This window comes from Sinomicrobium kalidii, from assembly GCF_021183825.1.
Lineage (GTDB): Bacteria > Bacteroidota > Bacteroidia > Flavobacteriales > Flavobacteriaceae > Sinomicrobium > Sinomicrobium kalidii.
Genome location: NZ_CP089211.1, coordinates 2,895,850 through 2,914,219, shown reverse-complemented (window position 1 = coordinate 2,914,219; position 18,370 = coordinate 2,895,850). Strand labels below are relative to the sequence as shown.

The window sequence follows — 18,370 nt, the reverse complement described above, 5'->3', positions numbered from 1 at the left end:
CACTTTTTTTCATATAAAAAGCTTTTTCGCCCTCAATTTACCATCGGTAAAGCTGTACTACAATTCTCTTACTGCGAACCAAACGCTTGCGATAGTACTAAAAAAACACGTATTTACCTACTTTATTTGTAAGATTTAATAAATTCATGATGTTTTATTAAAAAAAGGCCGGGAAAATTACAGGTTTTTCAATGCTGTGCTCAATAACACCGGAAGCCCGAATACATCACCCTCCCTTCGAAATCCGGAAAAGTGAACAGCCCCGAAAAATTATTCCAGGTAATGCATATAATTCTCGGAAGTAATAATATCTATGGGCAATAATTTGTTGTCCGGTATCTTTTTATCAAAGGCAAAATATTCGGAAAGATAGCTTACGCCCAGGTAAGCCTGCTGCCTCGGGTTCTGGTGGATCAGAAAGTCTACACTTCCCGCATCCAGGCATTCGAGGTTTTTTTCGATAAGGTCGTAGCCCACCACACGTATCCCGGTTTTTCCCTTCGGAAAAGTTTCCGCCAGCAGGTAGGCCTTGGAAGTAGTGACGAATATCCCGGATACTTCAGGATGTAACTCCAGAAATTCGCGAACGGATTTGCGGATTTTACGGATATTTTTTTCGGGAATTTTATGTGTAACTATGGTACGTCCCGGGTCTGCCCCGTCAAAATAATCCCTGAACCCTTTTTCCTTTTCCTGCATGTGGATGGCATTTTTATAGACTTCATCCATATGCACCACGGCCAGATGCCCTTTACCGGGCACCAGCATATGCATTAATTTGCCGGCCACCCTACCGCTTTTATGGAGGTCCTGGCCTATAAAACTCCTGGCACTATTGGAATTAACGGAGCTATTGAAGGTAGCCAGGGTAATATTGTTCTTTTCGCAATACTCCGTAAAAGTAAGTGCCTCCTGGTAGAATAAAGGCACGAACACCACACCGTCGGGCTTGTTCCTGAGCACTTCCTTGCTCCTGGAGGTAAAACTCCTGGTACTGGAAGGATCGAAGAAAAACACTTCTATCATTACCCCGAAGGCCTGAAACTCCCTGGAAGCCGTATTTATTCCTTCTACACAGGGCGCCCAGTAGGAATCCTTTTCCGGATCGGGGATAAGCACAAGTAACCTGTAGGTCTTGTTCTTTTTCAGGTTCCTGGCTACGAGGTTGGGCTGATAATCGATCTCTTTCAGTATCCTGGTGATCTTTTCATGCGCCTTTTTGGACACCTTACCCCTTTTGTGGATAACCCTGTCCACCGTGCCTTTGGAGACACCCGCCATAGAGGCTATATCCGCGATGGTGTACTTTTTCTTGAGCATTGCTTTTATTTAACATTCAAATATATAAAAATAATTAATTCTTTTTATATTTTTGTGCTCGAACACACAAATTCATACATTTGTTCCCTCCTAAAAAAGGGATTTTATATTTTAGCCATATTATCACTCATTAATCTGCACGATCCGTGTGCTTTGTATTGATGAGATAACGTAAATTACATGACCATTTTAAAAAAGAAAACAGAAAAAATACTTTCTATCGCCCCGGGCCGGGTATGCCTCTTCGGGGATCACCAGGACTACCTGGGGCTCCCGGTAATTGCCTGTGCCATTAACCGCTTTGTGACCCTGAAGGCCGTACCCAACGGTAAGAACACATTTAACCTCATGCTGCCGGACCTCAACGACAAAAGGAGTATCCCCCTCGATGTATCTGCTCACGAACTCGCCTACAGGGATTACCTTGTTTCTTCCCTCAAGGTGTTACACCGCCACGGGTGCAAACCGGACCAGGGATATGACATAGAGATCAGAGGCGACGTTCCTATGAATGCCGGAATATCCAGTTCCACGGCCGTAGTAGTCGCCTGGGTTAATTTCCTGGCCACGGCCTTCGGCACGAAAGCGGAAGTCACCCCTTCCGCCCTGTCCCAGATCGCTTATGAAGCAGAGGTCCTGGAACACGGGGAACCCGGGGGGAAAATGGACCAGTACAGCATCGGGGTGGGAAACATCGTGCACATCGAAACCGGCCACGACTTTTCCTGCAATGTCATAGGCAGTTCCTTAAAAGGCCTTATCGTTGCCGAATCGGGTATCCCCAAGGAAACCATAGGTACGCTGAGCCGCTTGAAAAACAATGCCCTGGAAGCCGTAGCCTCTATAAAAAAGAAACGTCCGGACTTTGTTCTGGAACATACCACCCATGAGGATCTCCCGCAGTACCTCGACCTTCTGCCGGAACAACTGCACCCTTTCTTTGAAGCAGCCGTGCGCAACCACGCCTGTACCAAACAGGCACTGGAACTGTTGCAACACAAAGAACCGGATATGCTGCACCTCGGGGCACTGATGAACGAACACCACAATATTCTGCGCGACCTGCTCCACATTACCGTACCGCGTATAGACGATATGGTCAACGCCGCTCTGAAGGCCGGCGCTTTCGGGGCCAAGATCGTAGGATCGGGGGGCGGAGGCTGTATTGTGGTCATAGCCCCCGGAAGGGAAAAAGAAGTAATAAGTGCCCTTAAAACAGCCGGTGCAAAGGATGCCTACGAGGTGTCTGTTGACCGCGGCGCAAGAATAATAAACACTGTTTTTAAAACAAATAACAAACCATAACGGGGAGCAGCGCTGATCACCCATAACTCCCCGGAAAAAAGAACCAGAGACATGCACGACAATCTGATTATCTTAGCAGGAGGTGCTTCCTCCAGAATGAAAAAGCCCACCGCCTTTACCGGACTAACCGCGGAGGAGATCAACCAGGCCAATGAACGCAGCAAGGGACTGATAGGTGTAGGCCCCAACGGGAGACCCCTTGTGGACTACGTACTCTACAATGCCAGGGAGGCCGGGTACAAAAACATCTACATTGTGATCAGTGAAAAAGGGGCACTCTTCAGGGAATTTTACGGCAGCGCCTCAAGAGATAATGACTTTTACGGCCTGAACATCTCCTTTGCCGTACAATATATCCCCGAAGGCCGGGAAAAGCCCCTGGGAACGGCAGACGCCCTTTTCCAGGCGGTGGAACAGTACCCGGAACTCAACGAACAGGCCTATTCGGTTTGTAACAGTGACAACCTGTATTCTACAGAAGCGCTACGGGCATTGCGAAAAGCCGAAACGCCCCATGCATTTATCGCCTATGACCGCGACGCACTGGATTTTCCCCATGAAAGGGTGTCCCGTTTTGCCGTTGCACATACGGACAAGGATAACCTGCTGCTCGATATCGTCGAAAAACCGGCAGTGGAGGACATTCCGAAATACAAAGACGACAACGGTAAGATAAGGGTGAGCATGAATGCTTTTAAATTTGACGGCAAAATGTTTTACCCCTACCTGAAAGACTGTCCCGTTCACCCGGAAAGAAACGAAAAGGAACTTCCTACGGCCTTATTGAACATGATACGGGACTTCCCGGGTTCTGCGGCGGGCATCCCTTTTTCGGAACACGTACCGGACCTCACGGCCAAAGATGATATTGCAGCCGTAAAGAAATACCTCGAAAAACACTTCCCGGAACTGCGCTGGGAATAATAACTTACCCTCTGTTCAAGACCAAAGGCAGGAGACCGGAATTTTACGGTCCCTGCCTTTTCTGTTTAACAGCGGTGACAGGGGGGCGTCATTACCGGTTTATGCGGTTGCCCAAAGGTTTATTCGTGCTTCACTCAATACATTATTGATATCCCTTCAACAAGTTCGACAAAAAATGCCGCCCGGTATGTGGGCGGCATTTTTGCCAAATCAAAATAAATAAACAAAAACAAAGTCAAATTCACCCTTTTCAGTCTGTTCCATCCAGTTCAGACCAGTTTATGGCCGGAGGCGTACCCCCGGCTTCCCGGGTGTGATAGCTATCTATTGGGGTATTGTCACTGAAAAAACCGCAGTTTTTCATAAAGAACCCGTTTCTTTCCGTTCCCCCTGAATAATCCATACGGGCCTCTTTCCTGGCCGTGGCATCAGCAGTAAATTTCGCCCTGGTCAGTTCGTGCCATTCCCCGGACGTATCCCGGACCCACTGGTTGGTGTACAGTCCTTTTCGGCTCTTAAACCCGGTCGCTGTCCTGAAATTTTCCAGGAAGGAATGCAACCTGCTCAGGTAGGTGCTGGTATAGGGTCTGCGGAAACTGGCCATAAGCTGCCATTTTCCGGTTTCAGGGGCATAAAACCAGGCTGTAAAATCGGTGGAATTATTTTCGGAAGGTTCACCCTTCAGCAAAAACCTGTAGGTATTCCCGGCTTTCCACATAAACTTTTTGTAGCTCTGTCCCCCGGAGCCTTCATTACCGAACTCTCCCGCATACACATCTTCTCCCTTGTCCAGAAGGATGATCTTATAATCGTCCGGAATGCTGGACGGGTCGTCCGTTTCGTAAGGGCTCCATACGGAAAACAGTATCCTTCGTTCCGTTTCCGAATTGACCTGCATACCGAAATACCCCTGGCCGAAACCGTTGGCCATAAAATAGGAGCCCAAAATATCTTCGCCTTCGGGTACGGTGATCTCGTTGTAGAACCAAAGTATATCTTCCGAAGCCGGCATTTCATAATTCAGGTGTACCGAAGGGCCCCTCCTTCCCCAGTAGAAATCGTCTTTTACATAGTAGACCGTATCTTCGGTTGCCGACCCTCCGAGAAGTACTTCGTTAACATCGGCTATATAGGTCGAGGATTTTTCCTTACCCGCTAATTCCACATAGTAATACCCCGGTGTTTCCACTTCAAAGATCCCTACGGGAACATCTTCGTAGTCAGTATTCTCTAAGGTTATTTCCCTGGTTTCCTCACCCAGGGTAACTTTTAATACCGATACTCCGGTCGGAGCCTTGGCGTTTAAACCTACATGGAGTTCTCCTGCCCTGGTCACCTTGAACCAGGTACGGATCACGTGATCCGTAGCGGTCCAGTTGTGTATGCCGGAATCGAAAATAACAGCTTCGTTTGCTTCCGGGTCGTTCACCACCCAACTGTTCCCTCCCGGGGGGATGCGGATGGAAAATTCCGGTTCCTGATCTTCTTCCACATCTCCCGGGATAACATTTCCGTTGACACAGGAAACGAGCAACAGTACTGCGGACAATAAACAAAAGTATTTTGCTAAGTATTTCATGGTTCAATGGTTTTTATCAATCGTTCTGGATCAATGACGGTTGTGTATTGATCTGGCTTTCCGGAATGTATTCTATTACACGGTTATCTGTGGGCAACACTTCATAATAAGGATTGTTCCCGTTAAGATGCGTACCGGGATAACGCCTGTTCATGACCCTGTTGTTCCGGAAAACATCAAACTTGCGGTGTCCTTCGTAGGCCAGTTCCAGCCGTCGTTCATCCAGCACCACATCGAGCAGGTCTTTTCCATAGGGAAAATCAACAGCACTGTCATAAACCGGTATTCCTGCCCGTTCCCTGATGACATTGACATTGTTCAGGGCCTCGCCTTCATTCCCCATTTTGGCATAGGCCTCGGCCTTGTTCAGGTACATTTCCGCCAGGCGGGACACTACGGGCGACCACAAATGCGGTACGTTTTCCTGAAGGGAGGTCTTGAGAATATAGAATTTGGGATAGCCGTTACGCTTATACATATCGTATTTTTTTTCTACATAGACCTTTTCCCCCGAACCGTTTACAAAATAGTACAACGTCCTGTCTTCTCCTTCTTCGGGCACTACTTCGTAGTTTGTTCCTTCCTGTGTAAAATATGTCTTTCCGTTTTCTTCAAAAGTCCTTCGGAACTGGTAATTGTAATTGTCATTTACCCAGTATACGGCAGGGATCCTGTTTTCTTCTTCATCCAGTTCATATTGTGGCTCAATAAATCCTTTCCTGGCATCTTCCGGATGTTGGTTGACAAGGTTCAGATACGAGCTGGAAGCATACATTTCTCCCCAGCCCGAGCCCTGTATGTTGGCATATAACGAACCGACCGTATACCAGCCGTGATTATAATCGGAATCTTCCACATACCGGAAACAGAAAATGGTTTCCGTATTGTCTTCCGGTACTTTTACAAAATATTTGGCAAGTTCTGCGTTGGGAATTAGGTTAAAACGGCCGGAATTGATCACCTTGTCGGCATAGGTTACGGCTTTTTCATTTTCTTCCATGTACAGGTAAACCCTGGACAACAACGCCTGTGCGGCTTCTTTGGTGGCATAGGCATTGGTCTTCGATACGGTCATCAGCGATTCTGCCTTTAACAGGTCGGCAACGATCTGGTCATATACTTCCCCTACGGTATGCCTGTCGGGAATATCTTCAACATCCGACGTCAACTTGAGAGGAACGCCCAGATTGGACCTTCCCCGGGAATAGGGTTTCCCAAAGACATTGACCAGCTGAAAATATGCATATGCCCTCAAATAATAGTTTTCACCGATCAAATGGTCGGATTCCGCAGCTTCTCCTTCTACTGCCAGTTCTATAACATTATTACAACTTACAATAGCACGGTAACCCGACCGCCACAGATCATTGGCCTTACTGCTGGTGGTAACGTTGTTATAATTATAGGTATAGAAAAGGTCGTCTGTTGTTGTTCCGCTCAGTGAAACATTATCTCCCGAATATTCCGCCAGCCGGTGTAGCTGGGGCGAAAAACCATTGCCGTTGGCATCTCCTTTTAAAAGGGAATAAGAGCCCTGGGTTGCTGCCTGGAGCCCACCTTCGTCTGCAAATAATTCATCGGTTTCCACAGCATCGTATGGGAACCTGTCCAGATCGCATGCTGTAAATGATGCCATCAGGAGTATACTGTATATGATTCGTCTCATCTTTTAGTTTTTTTGGTTAAAATGAAGCATTCAGGCCAAAGGTGATCCGCCTGGATACCGGGTAGAGGCTGCTATACACCCCATCTGCCGTAGACTTTTGCGCACTGTCCGGATTTACGCCGACCTCCGGGTCCATACCGGAAAAATCGGTAAGGGTCCACAAATTATCTCCGGACACGTAAATATTCAGCCTGCCCAATCCAATGGAGTTTATCCATTTTTCGGGTAGTTCGTAGCCCAGTCTTATATTTCGCATCCTCAAAAAGCTTCCGTCTTCCAGGTATCGCGACGACAGCTTGTTGGACAGCTTGTTTCCTCCGTGAACCAGTTTCGGGTGTGTGGCATTATCCCCGGGTTCTTCCCATCTGTTCCATCCATTGGTCAATACCTGTTGGTTGTATGTAGGATAGGCGCCATCTGCATCATACAGTTCCCTGTTGTAATTGTAGATCTGGTTTCCCCGGGTAAAGGCAAAGTTTGCAGAAAGACTGATCCCGTGAGATTGTACCATCGTTCCAAAACCACCGTAAAAATCGGGGGTTGAAGATCCTACATTTTGCGGAGTGGCGTCATTCCAGTTGTTTGTCAGTGACCTTTCGCCGGTCTCCTTGTCTATCATTTCCCATAGGGGATCGCCGTTTTCCGGGTCTACCCCCATCCACTTACGCATATACCAGGTATTTACATCGTCGCCTTCGTTGAGCCGTTTCCTGTTTCCGGCCACCACGATCGGCTCGCCGTCCAGCAATTCGGTAACCTCGTTCCTGTTGACACCGATATTGAAATTGAATGTCCACAGGAAATTGTCCTTGCGGATAATGTCGGCATCCACCACGGCTTCGAATCCCCTGTTCCTGACACCGCCGATATTTTCCCAGTAACCGCTATACCCAGTGACATCCGGAATGGTCACGAAATACAACAGATCGGAAGTGTTTTTGATATAGTAATCGAGAGAAAGTCCGATCCTGTCGAACAGCCTGGTATCCAGTCCTATATTGGTTTGATAGGATTTTTCCCAGGACACGTCTTCGTTGGCCAACTGGTCCGGTGTAGCGACAGGAACCCCGTTGTACGTGTTTTTCAGGCTGTACAGGCCGTATTGCGGGTATAACGATCTCGGGCGGTTCCCCACGGCCCCGAAACTCACTCTCAGTTTTAACTGATTGACGGCATCTATATTAAAAAAGTTTTCATTGTGTATGTTCCAGCCTGCACTGGCAGAATAGAACGTACCGTACTGATTGTTTTCTCCGAAATTGGACGCCCCGTCCCTACGTACCGACAACTGGGCAAGATAGCGGTCGGCATATGCGTAATTGGAGTTGAAAAGCAGGGATTGCAATGCATATTCGTTTTTGCCTCCCGTAACTTCCTTGGGGCCTGCGGCATTATCCAGGATCTCTGTTCCCGGAACAATTCCCCGCCCGGTAGCTGAAAAATCCTGGTATACATAATCGTTATACTCATAGGCTACCAGTGCCGTTAAACTGTGATCTCCCCAGGAGTTGATATACTTTAGCATCTGGTTGGTAAACCTTGTGATCCTCTTTGAATTGAACTGATACAACCTTCCGTTATCGGCCAGCCCGCTGTTTGACCTCGGATCTGTATATGATTTACTGTCGTACTTGTACAAGGTATAGCCATTGGTCGATATAAAACTCCAGTGATCTGAAAACCTGTATTCTATATCGAAATTGGTATACAGGTTAAATTCCTGTCCTTCCGAATAATTCCACTGAAGATCGTAGCGGTAATTGTTATTGTCCCGGCCTATCCAGGAAACGCCGTCTTCCTGAGGATTCACTATATTTCCACCGTCATCGTAGGGCAGATCCCAGGGCATATAAGTGGTCATGCTATACATGGAATGTTGTTGTTTTTCCCTGGTGCTGTAGTTAAGTCCTACTTTTGGCTTTAGCGTCAGCTTGTCGTTTACTTTGTAATTGTGATTCAGGCGAAAGCTCAGTTTGTCAAAATCATTCCCTTTTATGGTCCCCGTTTCATCATAATACCCCAGGGAAATATAGGTCTTGGTCACTTCGGTCCCGGCGGTGAACACCAGGTTGTGGTCTTGTACAACCCCTGTTTGTGTTCCGTTTCCAATCCAGTCGTAATCCCTGTTCAGCAGACTTTCGTTAAACCAGGCATTCTGTTCCCTGTCGAAAGTATCCCCGAAGGCGTTGTAGTAGTCGTACATCTGCCTTGAGTTCATCACTTCGAAGTTTCCCTGATTGAATTGCGAAAAACCGGTTTTGGTTGAAATCGTCAGTTCGCTACGGCCGGTTTTTGCCTGTTTAGTGGTAACAACCACTACGCCATTGGCCCCTCTTGATCCGTATAAGGAAGTGGCCGAAGCATCTTTTAACACCGAAATGGATTCGATCTCGTTGGGGTTCAGGTTGGGCGTTCCGTGCATAATAACACCGTCCACCACCCATAGGGGGCTCACCCTTCCATCAATGGAAGACACGCCACGCACCCGGATCGACGGCACCGAACCCGGCTCACCGGACCCCTGTAAAACCTGTACTCCCGAAGCTTTTCCCTGTATCATGGTCGAGACATCCGATGACGTTACATCATTTAACTCTTCGGCATCGATACTGGTCACCGAGGCCGTAACATCCGATTTCTTTTGTGTTCCATAGGCCACCACTACCACTTCATCGAGCTGGGATACATCTTCCTTCAGTGTTACGTTAATTGTTGTCTGCCCGTCAATGGCAACAACCCGGGATATCATCCCCAGGTATGAAATTTCGAGGGCTGTGCCTCCTTCCGGAACGGTAATGGTGTATTCCCCGTCCATGTTGGTAGAGGTCCCTGCCGAGGTCCCTTCCACTACAACACTGGCGCCCATAATAGGGAAACCGGTGTCGTCGGTAACCACTCCTTTTACCGTCTCTTCATTTTGTGCACGTACACAAAAAAAGGCGAAAAAGAAGAAGACTAAAAAACTTAATGCATTCTTCATAAAAATTTGAGTTTGAGTTAGTAGTTTAAAAGAAAGCAACTTTTAACCCGGAAAGCTCCCGGCTAAAAGCTGTGGTTGGATCAATACGTATCCTTCATCCAGTTATAAGGCTGCCGTTTAACCCACAGCCCCCTGGTAAAATCAGGAAAATCCTGAGGTTCTCCGTTGTTTTCTATAGACGCTTCGGAAAGCGGAGTGATGGCACTCCAGGCCGCGGCATCATAAGCATCGAGCGGTGGTGCTGTATTCCGTTTGGCAGATTCTACAAAGGCGTTGAGCACAAAGAAATCCATACCGCCGTGTCCGGCCCCCGTAGCGTGCTCCCCGTATTTTTGCCACAGCGGGTGGTCATATTTTTCAAGCCATTCCTTATCGGAATCCCAGCGGTGCGGTTCGGATTTGCCTTCTATGTATATCCGGTCGCCGTCATTTTCCCAGAGCCCGTTGGCTCCCTGTACCCTGAAACCTAACGAATAAGGTCTGGGCAGGTTACAATCGTGCGTTACGATAATGGTTTCCCCGTTGGAAGTTTCTATAGTGGTGGTAATCACATCGCCCTGTTTAAACTTCACCTTGGCATTAGGGTGGTCTTTCCCCCCGTGTTTTACTACGTAGTTATGCAATCCGATGGCCTTGGTAGCATTGGAGGTCAGTGATACAAAACGGTTACCCCGGTTTATATCGTTCATCACGGCTATAGGGCCCACGCCATGTGTAGGATACATATCCCCGTTTCTCAACACCGAATGCCGGGTCCTCCATTTGGCTTCGGAAATGGCCTTTTCCCCGAATTCAACGCCTCCTCCGTAGGGTTGTTTTCCGTCATTGAATTTTACTTCACGCAGATCGTGCTGGTATCCGCAACGGAAATGTACCAGTTCGCCGAAAACGTTTTGTTTTACCATATTCAATACAGCGAGAATGTCCCGGCGGTAGTTCACGTTTTCCAGTATCATCAGGTGAGATCCGGTCTCTTCATGGGTATTTACAAGATCCCAGCACTCTTCCAGCGTATTGGCGGCGGAAACTTCCAGCCCGGTATATTTTCCGGCTTTCATGGCGTCAACGGCCATTCTGGTATGCCACAACCAGGGCGTGGCGATGACCACGGCATCAACCTCTTTAAGTTCCAACAGGTTACGGTAGTCGTACTCGTTATCTCCGAATACTTTCGGTTTTTTGAATCCGGCATCTTCTATTTTCTTCAAAGCGATCTTTATCCTCCCGGGATCTATATCGCAAACAGCGGTTATTTCAAGGTCCTTCCGCTGCAGTGCATTGTTGAGATGGTTGGTACCCCTGAGTCCCACCCCGATAAATGCCAGCCGTAGTTTGGTATCGCCTTTTCCGTAAATATTTCCGAAAGACATATTGGGAACTACGGAAATACCCGCTCCTGCTATCGCAGTTTTTTTGATAAAATCCCTTCTTGAGCTCATTTCTCTGAATATTATTGTTAATGAAATATGATTCGCTTCAAAATTGCTCTACGAAGAAATAAATTTTTTACCAAAAATCAAATGTGTTCGATAACAATTTTATAACACAGTAGTAATTTTAACAAAACACAGGACACAAATGTTGCTTTTTTCCTGATTTTTTTGTAATAAAATAATACCTGTTTCGGATACTTACACAAAAAGCATCCCCAGAACCAGGTAAAGCAGCGTAGTGAAAATTCCACCTATCAGCGCGTACGGAAGCTGGGTATTAACGTGATCTATATGGTCACTCGCCGAAGCCATGGAGGATATGATGGAAGTATCTGAAATGGGTGAGCAATGATCGCCAAAAACCCCTCCTCCGAGGGTAGCCGCGACCACCAGGGTCAGTTCCGACTGGTGAATTTCGGCCATCGGGATGGCAATAGCCATCATAATGGCAAAGGTACCCCAAGAGGTCCCGGTGGAAAAAGCGATGAATGCACTTATCAGGAAAATAATGGCCGGAAGGAATTCGGGGGAGAGCCAATCCCTGGAGAAATCGGCCACAAACTCTCCCGTTCCCAGCTGGTTACAGGCATCCCCGATGGCAAAAGCAAGCAGCATCAGTAATGCCAGTGGCATAAGTTCGCTGATCCCCTTTAAGGTAATATCCACCATTTCCTTTGTTTTCATGATCCCCTGGGCCCTGTAAAGGATCATCGCCGTCAATATAGCCGCCATCACGGCATACAACACCGCAGAAGACCCCGATCCCTGACCGATAGACCTGAACAGGTGCTCCGAAAAAGAGTTGGCGTCTTCCACTTTATCCCAGCCGGTATATGCCAGGTTAACAGGCATCATAACCACCATGACCCCGAGGGGAATGATCATATTAAGCGCCCTGGCTTTGACCCCTTTTTTGGTTTCGAAAGAAGTTACTTTGTTCGATAGCATGGGCTTGGCGTTCTCATTCATCAGCATTCCTGTCTCCCGGGTCCTTTGTTCCGCCTTAGCCATGGGGCCGATATCCTTTCTGGAAACGATCACTATAAAAACTATGAGTATGGTGATCAGGGGATAAAAATTATAGGCAATGGACGAAAGCATCAGGGAAAAAGGAGCTTCAATCCCCTGGGTGAGCAACAATCCCATGACAAATGCCCCCCATGCATTAAACGGAATGAGGATGGATGAGGGTGCCGAAGTAGAGTCTGCGATATACGCCAGTTTTTCTCTAGGGATCTTAAGTTGATCAAAGACCGGGCGGTACAATGTCCCTACGGTGAGTGAGCTGATATTGGTTTCCACAAAGAGCAGGATTCCCGTCAGCATGGCGAGTAATTGTACCATAACCCTGCTGTAGCCCTTTTGTTTTTTCTCAAAATAAACAATGAGTTTATTGAGTTTGTGAATAAACCCTTCAACTCCCCTTGAATACTGAATAAACAATAACAAGGCGCCTACCAGGGCACTGAACATAATGGTCCTGGTATTTCCCGGTGATTTAAACACATTGACAAAACCCTCTATGGTGGCCAGTGTTCCTGTAAAAATATTCCAGTCACTCATGATCACCCATGAAAACCAGATCCCGAAGAGCAGCGCCAGGTAAACCTGTTTTGTCCTTAACGCCAGAATAATTGCAAGTACCGGAGGTAAAACGGAGAGAAAGCCATAGTTGTCCATAGAGGTAAATCGAATTATAAGCCTATTGCTATCATTAACTACAACAGCTTACAGATGTTGATCAAACAAAAACGCCAATGCTCATAAAGGCAGTAGACCAGCACAAAATAGGTGATTTTTATTTAAAAAACCAATCCCTTGGGATTTTGCCAAAAATTTTCCTGCAACTTTCCGTTTCCCGCTTGCTTAAAAACCTAACCGCCAATACTTCCGGGAGCCTTAAAAATTTATGTATTGAAAATATCCCGTATTTGTTTGCAAGATCACAAAAACCTTGTATCTTTGCAACCGCAAACATCGCGGGATAGAGCAGTAGGTAGCTCGTCGGGCTCATAACCCGAAGGTCGCTGGTTCGAGTCCAGCTCCCGCTACTACGGAAAGAACCTCAGTAAACACTGGGGTTTTTGCTTTTTATACCCCGGGGCTTTCCGTGAAAAAAATGGATTTTTCTTATAAAATAAGCCAATAAACGGGTCAAGGATCGGGAACAATTTTCGGAAAACAAACGAAGGAACCTTCTATTTTGGTATAGGTTTTGGTAGGATGTGTAAAAACTCAGTTATCATGAAAGCAGTAGCATTTAAGCAAACCGGTTTATTTTTAGTCGCACTTTTGTGCTTGAGCTCCATAGCTATGGGACAATCATCCATAACAAAAACCGATTTATCTATTTACCCCAAACCTGAAAAAGGATTTAAGCAAATGGTGATCGAAGTTCCTTATTCCGATAAGGATACCAATAAGAAAATAGAATTCACCGTCGGAAAATGGATACAGGTAGACGCTTGTAACAAACACGGTCTTCAAGGTACCTTAGAAAAAAAGGACTTACAGGGTTGGGGGTATAATTATTATATTTTCAAGACCGAAGGAAATGTCATATCTACCCAAATGGCCTGTCTTGATAAGAAAACAGTACGTCAATTTATTTCTGCCCAACCTGAAATGGTAAGGTACAACGGGAAATTACCCATCGTCATCTATGTCCCGGAAGAATATGATGTGCAATTCAAAATATATAAAGCAGAAGAAGATATTTATCAGGCCAGTGAAGTTAAGCAGTAACATAACCGTTACCTGAAACGATTAATATATTATATTTTGGTATATTTGGCCCGGGATATGCGTCTCGCGGACTGTAAAAAGGTTCCGGAGGCTCCGGAACCTTTCTCTTTTGGGTCATTAACTCAGTTGGTTTAGAGTGTCACCTTGACAGGGTGGAAGTCACTGGTTCGAATCCAGTATGACCCACGGTTTTGAAATGAGAGTATCAATTCTGATGCTCTTTTTTTATGCTTTAAAAACGGATTTCAGATATGAGATGTAAGGGATCAGGAGGCAAAGGTTGTGGGGTTTTTCGTTTGTTGTAAGTTTCCGGTTTTGGTTTCGCCACGCATACACAAATGTTTTTTGACTGAATGTTGTATGTGAGGCCGATACATCGTAAACCCGGGATCGTTTCCGGTTTCATGACTCCTTTTACTAAAAACCAAACCACACTGTACTGAAAGGTACAGTGGTTTTTTCAGGCTATTAAATTGTATTTCAGCTATTTATTTATTTGGACATCACGCATGAACTCAATAACCTGTCGTTAACCTGTTAACCCAGCAACAAGACTATAATTTTTTATACTACTCAAGGGCTGCAATAAATGACTCTCAATTGAGGTTAGTACAAACCTGTAACAAAAAGGGACCATATCATAAATCGCAGGTCGTACCTCTTATGTCCTGTTGACGTCTGAACACCAACAATGTCCACAACTTTTAGGATTGAGCCGATGTAAAACCTATGATCTATGACTATAATAAGATGTAAGAATTAAAAATTGTGAGACGGGCAAAATTTGCATTGCCTGTGCACAGAAAGAAAAATTGCCATAAAGCAAAAAATCCTGCGTAAAAACGCCTTCATTTTCTATATCTTTATCTTCTACAACACATTACACCTCAAATGACAGGTACATGACACGGATATGTCGTGCTAAAAACAAGAGCCTCTTCATAGCTTTGTCCAAAACAAACAACGCATATCATGGAAAATCCATCATTGGCCGGGAACCTGGTTTATCAACGGAAATTAAAAGGATACACCCAGGAAGAACTCTCCGAAAAAACCAAAGTTACCGTACGTACCATTCAGCGCATCGAAAAGGGAGAAGTCAATCCACATCTCCAAACCGTAAAATTACTGGCATCGGCACTGGAAATTGAGGTTGATGATCTCATTATCCTGGAAAACCCCAAACAGGAGTCCATCCAAAAGAAATGGTTGTTGTTGCTTCACGGCACTCCGGTACTGGGAATGGTCCTTCCCCTTTGCAATATCCTTTTCCCCTTGTTTTTGTGGATTCACAAAAGGGAAGATAACCGGGTTTACGATATACACGGAAGGGCCATTGTCAATTTCCAGATCACCATGACCATCTTGTTCTTCCTGTCATTTATAGCATTAATTACCGTTGAAAAATGGGGTTTCTTCCTGTTTATGGCCATAATTCCCTATGCCGTGATCGTCATGGTTATCAACATTCTGTTTGCCGTAAGGGATCAAAAATGTTATTACCCCTTATCCCTGCCCTTTCTGAAATCGGGTAAAAAGAAAGCTGCTAATGGCGCCGCAATCATTGCAATGTTCTTCTTATTCAGCACGGGCGGATGCAAAACAGGTACTCCCGATCACACTGATATTACGCGCCTTGACGGATCTGTAATTTCCGGGGATTCCCTGACCTCAAAAATAAAACAACTTATGGAAGATGCCGGAGTACACGGTATGTCGGTCACCATTTTTAACGATAACCGCAAACACTATCAAAAGACCTTCGGGTACAGGGATTACTCCCGGAAATTACCACTTCACGATACTACAAACATGTACGGGGCTTCCCTGAGCAAAGCTGTGTTTTCCATACTTGTAATGAAATTGGTCGAAGAACAGGTCATAGCCCTGGATACTCCGTTGGAATCCTGCCTTCCGAAGAAAATATTCCAATACGAACCCCGGACTTCCAGGCACGACGATTTTTCCGATCTACAAACGGATACGTTATACGCCGGGATCACTGCCCGGATGTGCCTTGCCCATACCACGGGCTTCCCAAACTGGCGCTGGTTTGAAGAAGATAAAAAACTAAGGGTTCACTTTGAACCCGGAACCCGCTACAGCTATTCCGGTGAAGGCTTTGTTTATTTACAGGTTGTCCTTGAGAAACTTTTGGGAAAGAGCCTGGAAGAACTGGCTCGGGAAAAAATATTCACTCCTCTTAAAATGAAAAGATCGAGTTACAAATGGCTGCCTTCCTTCGAAAAAGAATTTGCCTTCGGGCATTCCCCCAGCGGAAAACCGTATAAAAAAGACAAGGACAACGAACCCAGAGGAGGGAGTACACTGGAAACCACTCCGGAGGACTATACAAAATTCATGGAAGCCGTTTTGCAAAACAAAATTATTTCCAGGGCATCCCGGGATAAAATATTTACTCCCCGGATACGGATTCGGTCCGTAAGACAATTTGGTCCGCTATCACAAAAGGATTCCACATTAAACGACGACATTTCCCTCAGCTATGGACTGGGCTGGGGACTGTTACAATCGCCTTACGGGACCGGAGCATTTAAAGAAGGGCATGGTGATGGTTTTCAGCATTATTCTATCATTTTCCCAAAGACGGGACAAGGCATCCTGATGATGACCAACAGCGATAACGGTGAAAGCATCTTTAAAGAACTCCTGGAAGTGGCCCTGGCCGACACTTATACACCCTGGGAATGGGAGAACTACATCCCGTACAATCAGAAATAATCCCGGAACATATCACAAAAAGCCGGAATATGAGTCCGGCTTTTTTATTTCCGGCCGGGAAACAAACTCAGTTTATCGCTGTATCCCCATAATTCCGATATTATTTCTTTTACTGCCCTTTTCCCCTGGTTCTCCTTTCCGGAAGAATACTCCCGGAACAGCTCACTGCAAAGTTGCAGGTCTTCCAGCTTGTTCAGCCCCACAAACAACAGGTAGGTATCCGGGTCTCCCCCGGAAACGGTCTTCATCCACACAAACGGCCTGCCCTGCAGTTTATCTTCGAGCAGCGGTTTCAGATCGCTCAGAAATTGATTTGATCCGGCGACCTCTCCGCTATGCATCCGCATGTAATACACCTGTAAATACTTGCTTCGATACCACTTCTTCGCATAACTGCTATACCTTTCCATAACCTCCCTGTACGACCCCGAAGGGTTCTCCACATAAGGCAGCCAGTGTATCCTGTTATGACGGGAATTTTCTGAAGCATCTATTTTCCAGTTGTCAAAATCTTTCCAGGTGTGATCCGGGGTGGCATCTATAAAACGGCCCCGGCGATCCCCGTTCAATACAAACCAGCCTGCCCAGCACCAGTCATCACCTTGTGATTGCTGCCATTCCAGGTCTTTGGCATAACCGTTTATAAAGGACGCCTTCATTCCTTCCCTTATATCATACTCAAAAAAGGCAAATACCTTACCTTGGGCATAACCGGAGGCCAGAGTAATGCACATAAACACCGAAAATAATATCACTCTTCTCATATACTGACTTTTTAATAATACATCATTGCCGAATTTATTCCGACGTTTCCCTTTTGTAAAATATTTTACCTACGATTTTCCACTCCTCTCCTGTTTTAAGGAGGTTCATATAGTCTATAAAGGTAAAATCCTCATACTCGGCTTCCACCCGGGCACTGGCAGCATTTCCGGATACGCTGACAGACACTATCCTGGTTATCCTGTCCTGTGGCGGCCCCGGTTTGATCTTTTCCCTGAAAAAGTCCAGGGCGTTTACTTCCTTATATTCGTCGGCACTCATAAATTTCATGGTGGCGTTGGTATGAAAGGCTTTTTTAAGTACGTCAAAATCATTGTTCGTACCGCCTTCCAGGTAATAATTCAAGGGCCTACACACTTGCCGGTATAAACTGTCTGCCGCCTGTGCGTAAGACTGCACGGATGTCACGGCCATTAAGACAAAAAATACCACAAGGCATAAATGTTTGTTTTTGAATCGTTGCATTTTTCAGTTTTTTAAAATTATTTCAAAATTTGTCTGATAACTTTCACAAAAGTTTCCATTTCGGTCCCGGTTCCCATGCTCACCCTTATTTTTTCTTTATTGTCAGTGGTAAGGTTGCTCACCAGAATATTGTGTTTTTTCATGGCTTCCCTGAAATTCCCCGGGTATCCTTCGGGTTCGAAATACAGAAAGTTGGTATGGGATTTTGCTGTTTGCAAACCGAGTTTTTTAAGTGCGTTTGTCGTGAAATCAATACAGGTCCGGTTTTTGGCCCTGGACTCCTCAACAAAACCTGCAACGTGGTATCTGCAAGCCACTTTCTGCGGTTATATTTTTCCATGACGCTCTTATTTTCCACCAAAGGAAAAGAAAACAATGCCGGAAAAAAGGGGAAAACTTCCGAAGTGTAGTATAAGCTTTTGTATGGT

13 protein-coding genes and 2 tRNA genes are annotated in these 18,370 nt (G+C 45.9%); 6 read left to right on the top strand and 9 right to left on the bottom strand.

Annotated elements, in window-relative coordinates; all coding sequences use genetic code 11:
* Window positions 1-270: 270 nt before the first annotated feature.
* Window positions 271-1,320, bottom strand: a complete 1,050-nt coding sequence (locus LS482_RS11630; RefSeq protein WP_233027701.1) for a LacI family DNA-binding transcriptional regulator — start codon at window positions 1,318-1,320, stop codon at window positions 271-273.
* Between the two features lie 180 nt (window positions 1,321-1,500).
* Between LS482_RS11630 and LS482_RS11625 the strand changes: the two genes are divergently transcribed.
* Together LS482_RS11625 and LS482_RS11620 are read left to right on the top strand one after the other, a co-directional pair.
* The gene (locus tag LS482_RS11625) at window positions 1,501-2,625 is read left to right on the top strand and encodes a mevalonate kinase family protein (RefSeq protein ID WP_233027700.1); all 1,125 of its coding nucleotides are present in this window, start codon (window positions 1,501-1,503) and stop codon (window positions 2,623-2,625) included.
* A 51-nt stretch (window positions 2,626-2,676) separates the two neighbouring features.
* Window positions 2,677-3,549 carry a sugar phosphate nucleotidyltransferase gene (locus LS482_RS11620; protein WP_233027699.1) on the top strand — a complete coding sequence of 291 codons (873 nt, stop codon included), beginning with the start codon at window positions 2,677-2,679 and terminating at the stop codon, window positions 3,547-3,549.
* 250 nt (window positions 3,550-3,799) lie between these two features.
* Here LS482_RS11620 and LS482_RS11615 read toward each other — a convergent pair whose 3' ends face one another.
* The 5 genes from LS482_RS11615 to LS482_RS11595 form a co-directional block, all read right to left on the bottom strand.
* Entirely contained in the window at window positions 3,800-5,128 is a 1,329-nt protein-coding gene (locus tag LS482_RS11615; RefSeq protein WP_233027698.1) for a DUF3472 domain-containing protein, read from the bottom strand.
* 16 nt (window positions 5,129-5,144) lie between these two features.
* Window positions 5,145-6,794 (bottom strand): RagB/SusD family nutrient uptake outer membrane protein, encoded by a 1,650-nt coding sequence (locus LS482_RS11610; protein WP_233027697.1) that lies wholly within the window; start codon window positions 6,792-6,794, stop codon window positions 5,145-5,147.
* Between the two features lie 16 nt (window positions 6,795-6,810).
* The gene (locus LS482_RS11605; RefSeq protein ID WP_233027696.1) at window positions 6,811-9,774 is read right to left on the bottom strand and encodes a SusC/RagA family TonB-linked outer membrane protein; all 2,964 of its coding nucleotides are present in this window, start codon (window positions 9,772-9,774) and stop codon (window positions 6,811-6,813) included.
* A gap of 80 nt (window positions 9,775-9,854) precedes the next feature.
* Window positions 9,855-11,213, bottom strand: a complete 1,359-nt coding sequence (locus LS482_RS11600) for a Gfo/Idh/MocA family protein (RefSeq protein WP_233027695.1) — start codon at window positions 11,211-11,213, stop codon at window positions 9,855-9,857.
* Window positions 11,214-11,405: 192 nt separating this feature from the next.
* On the bottom strand, window positions 11,406-12,887 hold the full coding sequence (locus LS482_RS11595; RefSeq protein WP_233027694.1) for a Na+/H+ antiporter NhaC family protein: 1,482 nt from the start codon (window positions 12,885-12,887) through the stop codon (window positions 11,406-11,408).
* A gap of 298 nt (window positions 12,888-13,185) precedes the next feature.
* On the opposite strand from LS482_RS11595, the gene LS482_RS11590 reads away from it, so the two are divergent.
* From LS482_RS11590 to LS482_RS11575, 4 genes are all read left to right on the top strand, one after another.
* Window positions 13,186-13,258, top strand: a tRNA-Met gene (locus tag LS482_RS11590).
* 193 nt (window positions 13,259-13,451) lie between these two features.
* Window positions 13,452-13,952, top strand: a complete 501-nt coding sequence (locus tag LS482_RS11585; RefSeq protein WP_233027693.1) for an ecotin — start codon at window positions 13,452-13,454, stop codon at window positions 13,950-13,952.
* A 111-nt stretch (window positions 13,953-14,063) separates the two neighbouring features.
* Window positions 14,064-14,138 (top strand) — tRNA-Val (locus LS482_RS11580).
* Window positions 14,139-14,924: 786 nt separating this feature from the next.
* Window positions 14,925-16,694: a serine hydrolase gene (locus tag LS482_RS11575; protein WP_233027692.1), complete on the top strand. Its 1,770-nt coding sequence runs from the start codon at window positions 14,925-14,927 to the stop codon at window positions 16,692-16,694.
* Between the two features lie 44 nt (window positions 16,695-16,738).
* Here the strand turns inward: LS482_RS11575 and LS482_RS11570 are convergent, their stop codons facing one another.
* From LS482_RS11570 to LS482_RS11560, 3 genes are read right to left on the bottom strand one after another with little or no spacing between them, the layout of a single operon-like run.
* Window positions 16,739-17,458, bottom strand: coding sequence for a hypothetical protein (locus LS482_RS11570; RefSeq protein WP_233027691.1), 720 nt, complete (start codon window positions 17,456-17,458; stop codon window positions 16,739-16,741).
* Window positions 17,459-17,492: 34 nt separating this feature from the next.
* Window positions 17,493-17,942: a nuclear transport factor 2 family protein gene (locus LS482_RS11565; RefSeq protein WP_233027690.1), complete on the bottom strand. Its 450-nt coding sequence runs from the start codon at window positions 17,940-17,942 to the stop codon at window positions 17,493-17,495.
* Between the two features lie 17 nt (window positions 17,943-17,959).
* Entirely contained in the window at window positions 17,960-18,259 is a 300-nt protein-coding gene (locus tag LS482_RS11560; protein WP_233027689.1) for a hypothetical protein, read from the bottom strand.
* Between the last annotated feature and the right edge of the window lie 111 nt (window positions 18,260-18,370).

What these genes read in the sequence shown, in the direction of transcription:
- LS482_RS11615 (WP_233027698.1), bottom strand. Translation starts at nt 5,128, where the DNA reads ATGAAATACTTAGCAAAATACTTTTGTTTATTGTCCGCAGTACTGTTG.
- LS482_RS11595 (WP_233027694.1), bottom strand. Translation starts at nt 12,887, where the DNA reads ATGGACAACTATGGCTTTCTCTCCGTTTTACCTCCGGTACTTGCAATT.
- LS482_RS11630 (WP_233027701.1), bottom strand. Translation starts at nt 1,320, where the DNA reads ATGCTCAAGAAAAAGTACACCATCGCGGATATAGCCTCTATGGCGGGT.
- LS482_RS11570 (WP_233027691.1), bottom strand. Translation starts at nt 17,458, where the DNA reads ATGAGAAGAGTGATATTATTTTCGGTGTTTATGTGCATTACTCTGGCC.
- LS482_RS11600 (WP_233027695.1), bottom strand. Translation starts at nt 11,213, where the DNA reads ATGAGCTCAAGAAGGGATTTTATCAAAAAAACTGCGATAGCAGGAGCG.
- LS482_RS11625 (WP_233027700.1), top strand. Translation starts at nt 1,501, where the DNA reads ATGACCATTTTAAAAAAGAAAACAGAAAAAATACTTTCTATCGCCCCG.
- LS482_RS11610 (WP_233027697.1), bottom strand. Translation starts at nt 6,794, where the DNA reads ATGAGACGAATCATATACAGTATACTCCTGATGGCATCATTTACAGCA.
- LS482_RS11605 (WP_233027696.1), bottom strand. Translation starts at nt 9,774, where the DNA reads ATGAAGAATGCATTAAGTTTTTTAGTCTTCTTCTTTTTCGCCTTTTTT.
- LS482_RS11620 (WP_233027699.1), top strand. Translation starts at nt 2,677, where the DNA reads ATGCACGACAATCTGATTATCTTAGCAGGAGGTGCTTCCTCCAGAATG.
- LS482_RS11565 (WP_233027690.1), bottom strand. Translation starts at nt 17,942, where the DNA reads ATGCAACGATTCAAAAACAAACATTTATGCCTTGTGGTATTTTTTGTC.
- LS482_RS11575 (WP_233027692.1), top strand. Translation starts at nt 14,925, where the DNA reads ATGGAAAATCCATCATTGGCCGGGAACCTGGTTTATCAACGGAAATTA.
- LS482_RS11585 (WP_233027693.1), top strand. Translation starts at nt 13,452, where the DNA reads ATGAAAGCAGTAGCATTTAAGCAAACCGGTTTATTTTTAGTCGCACTT.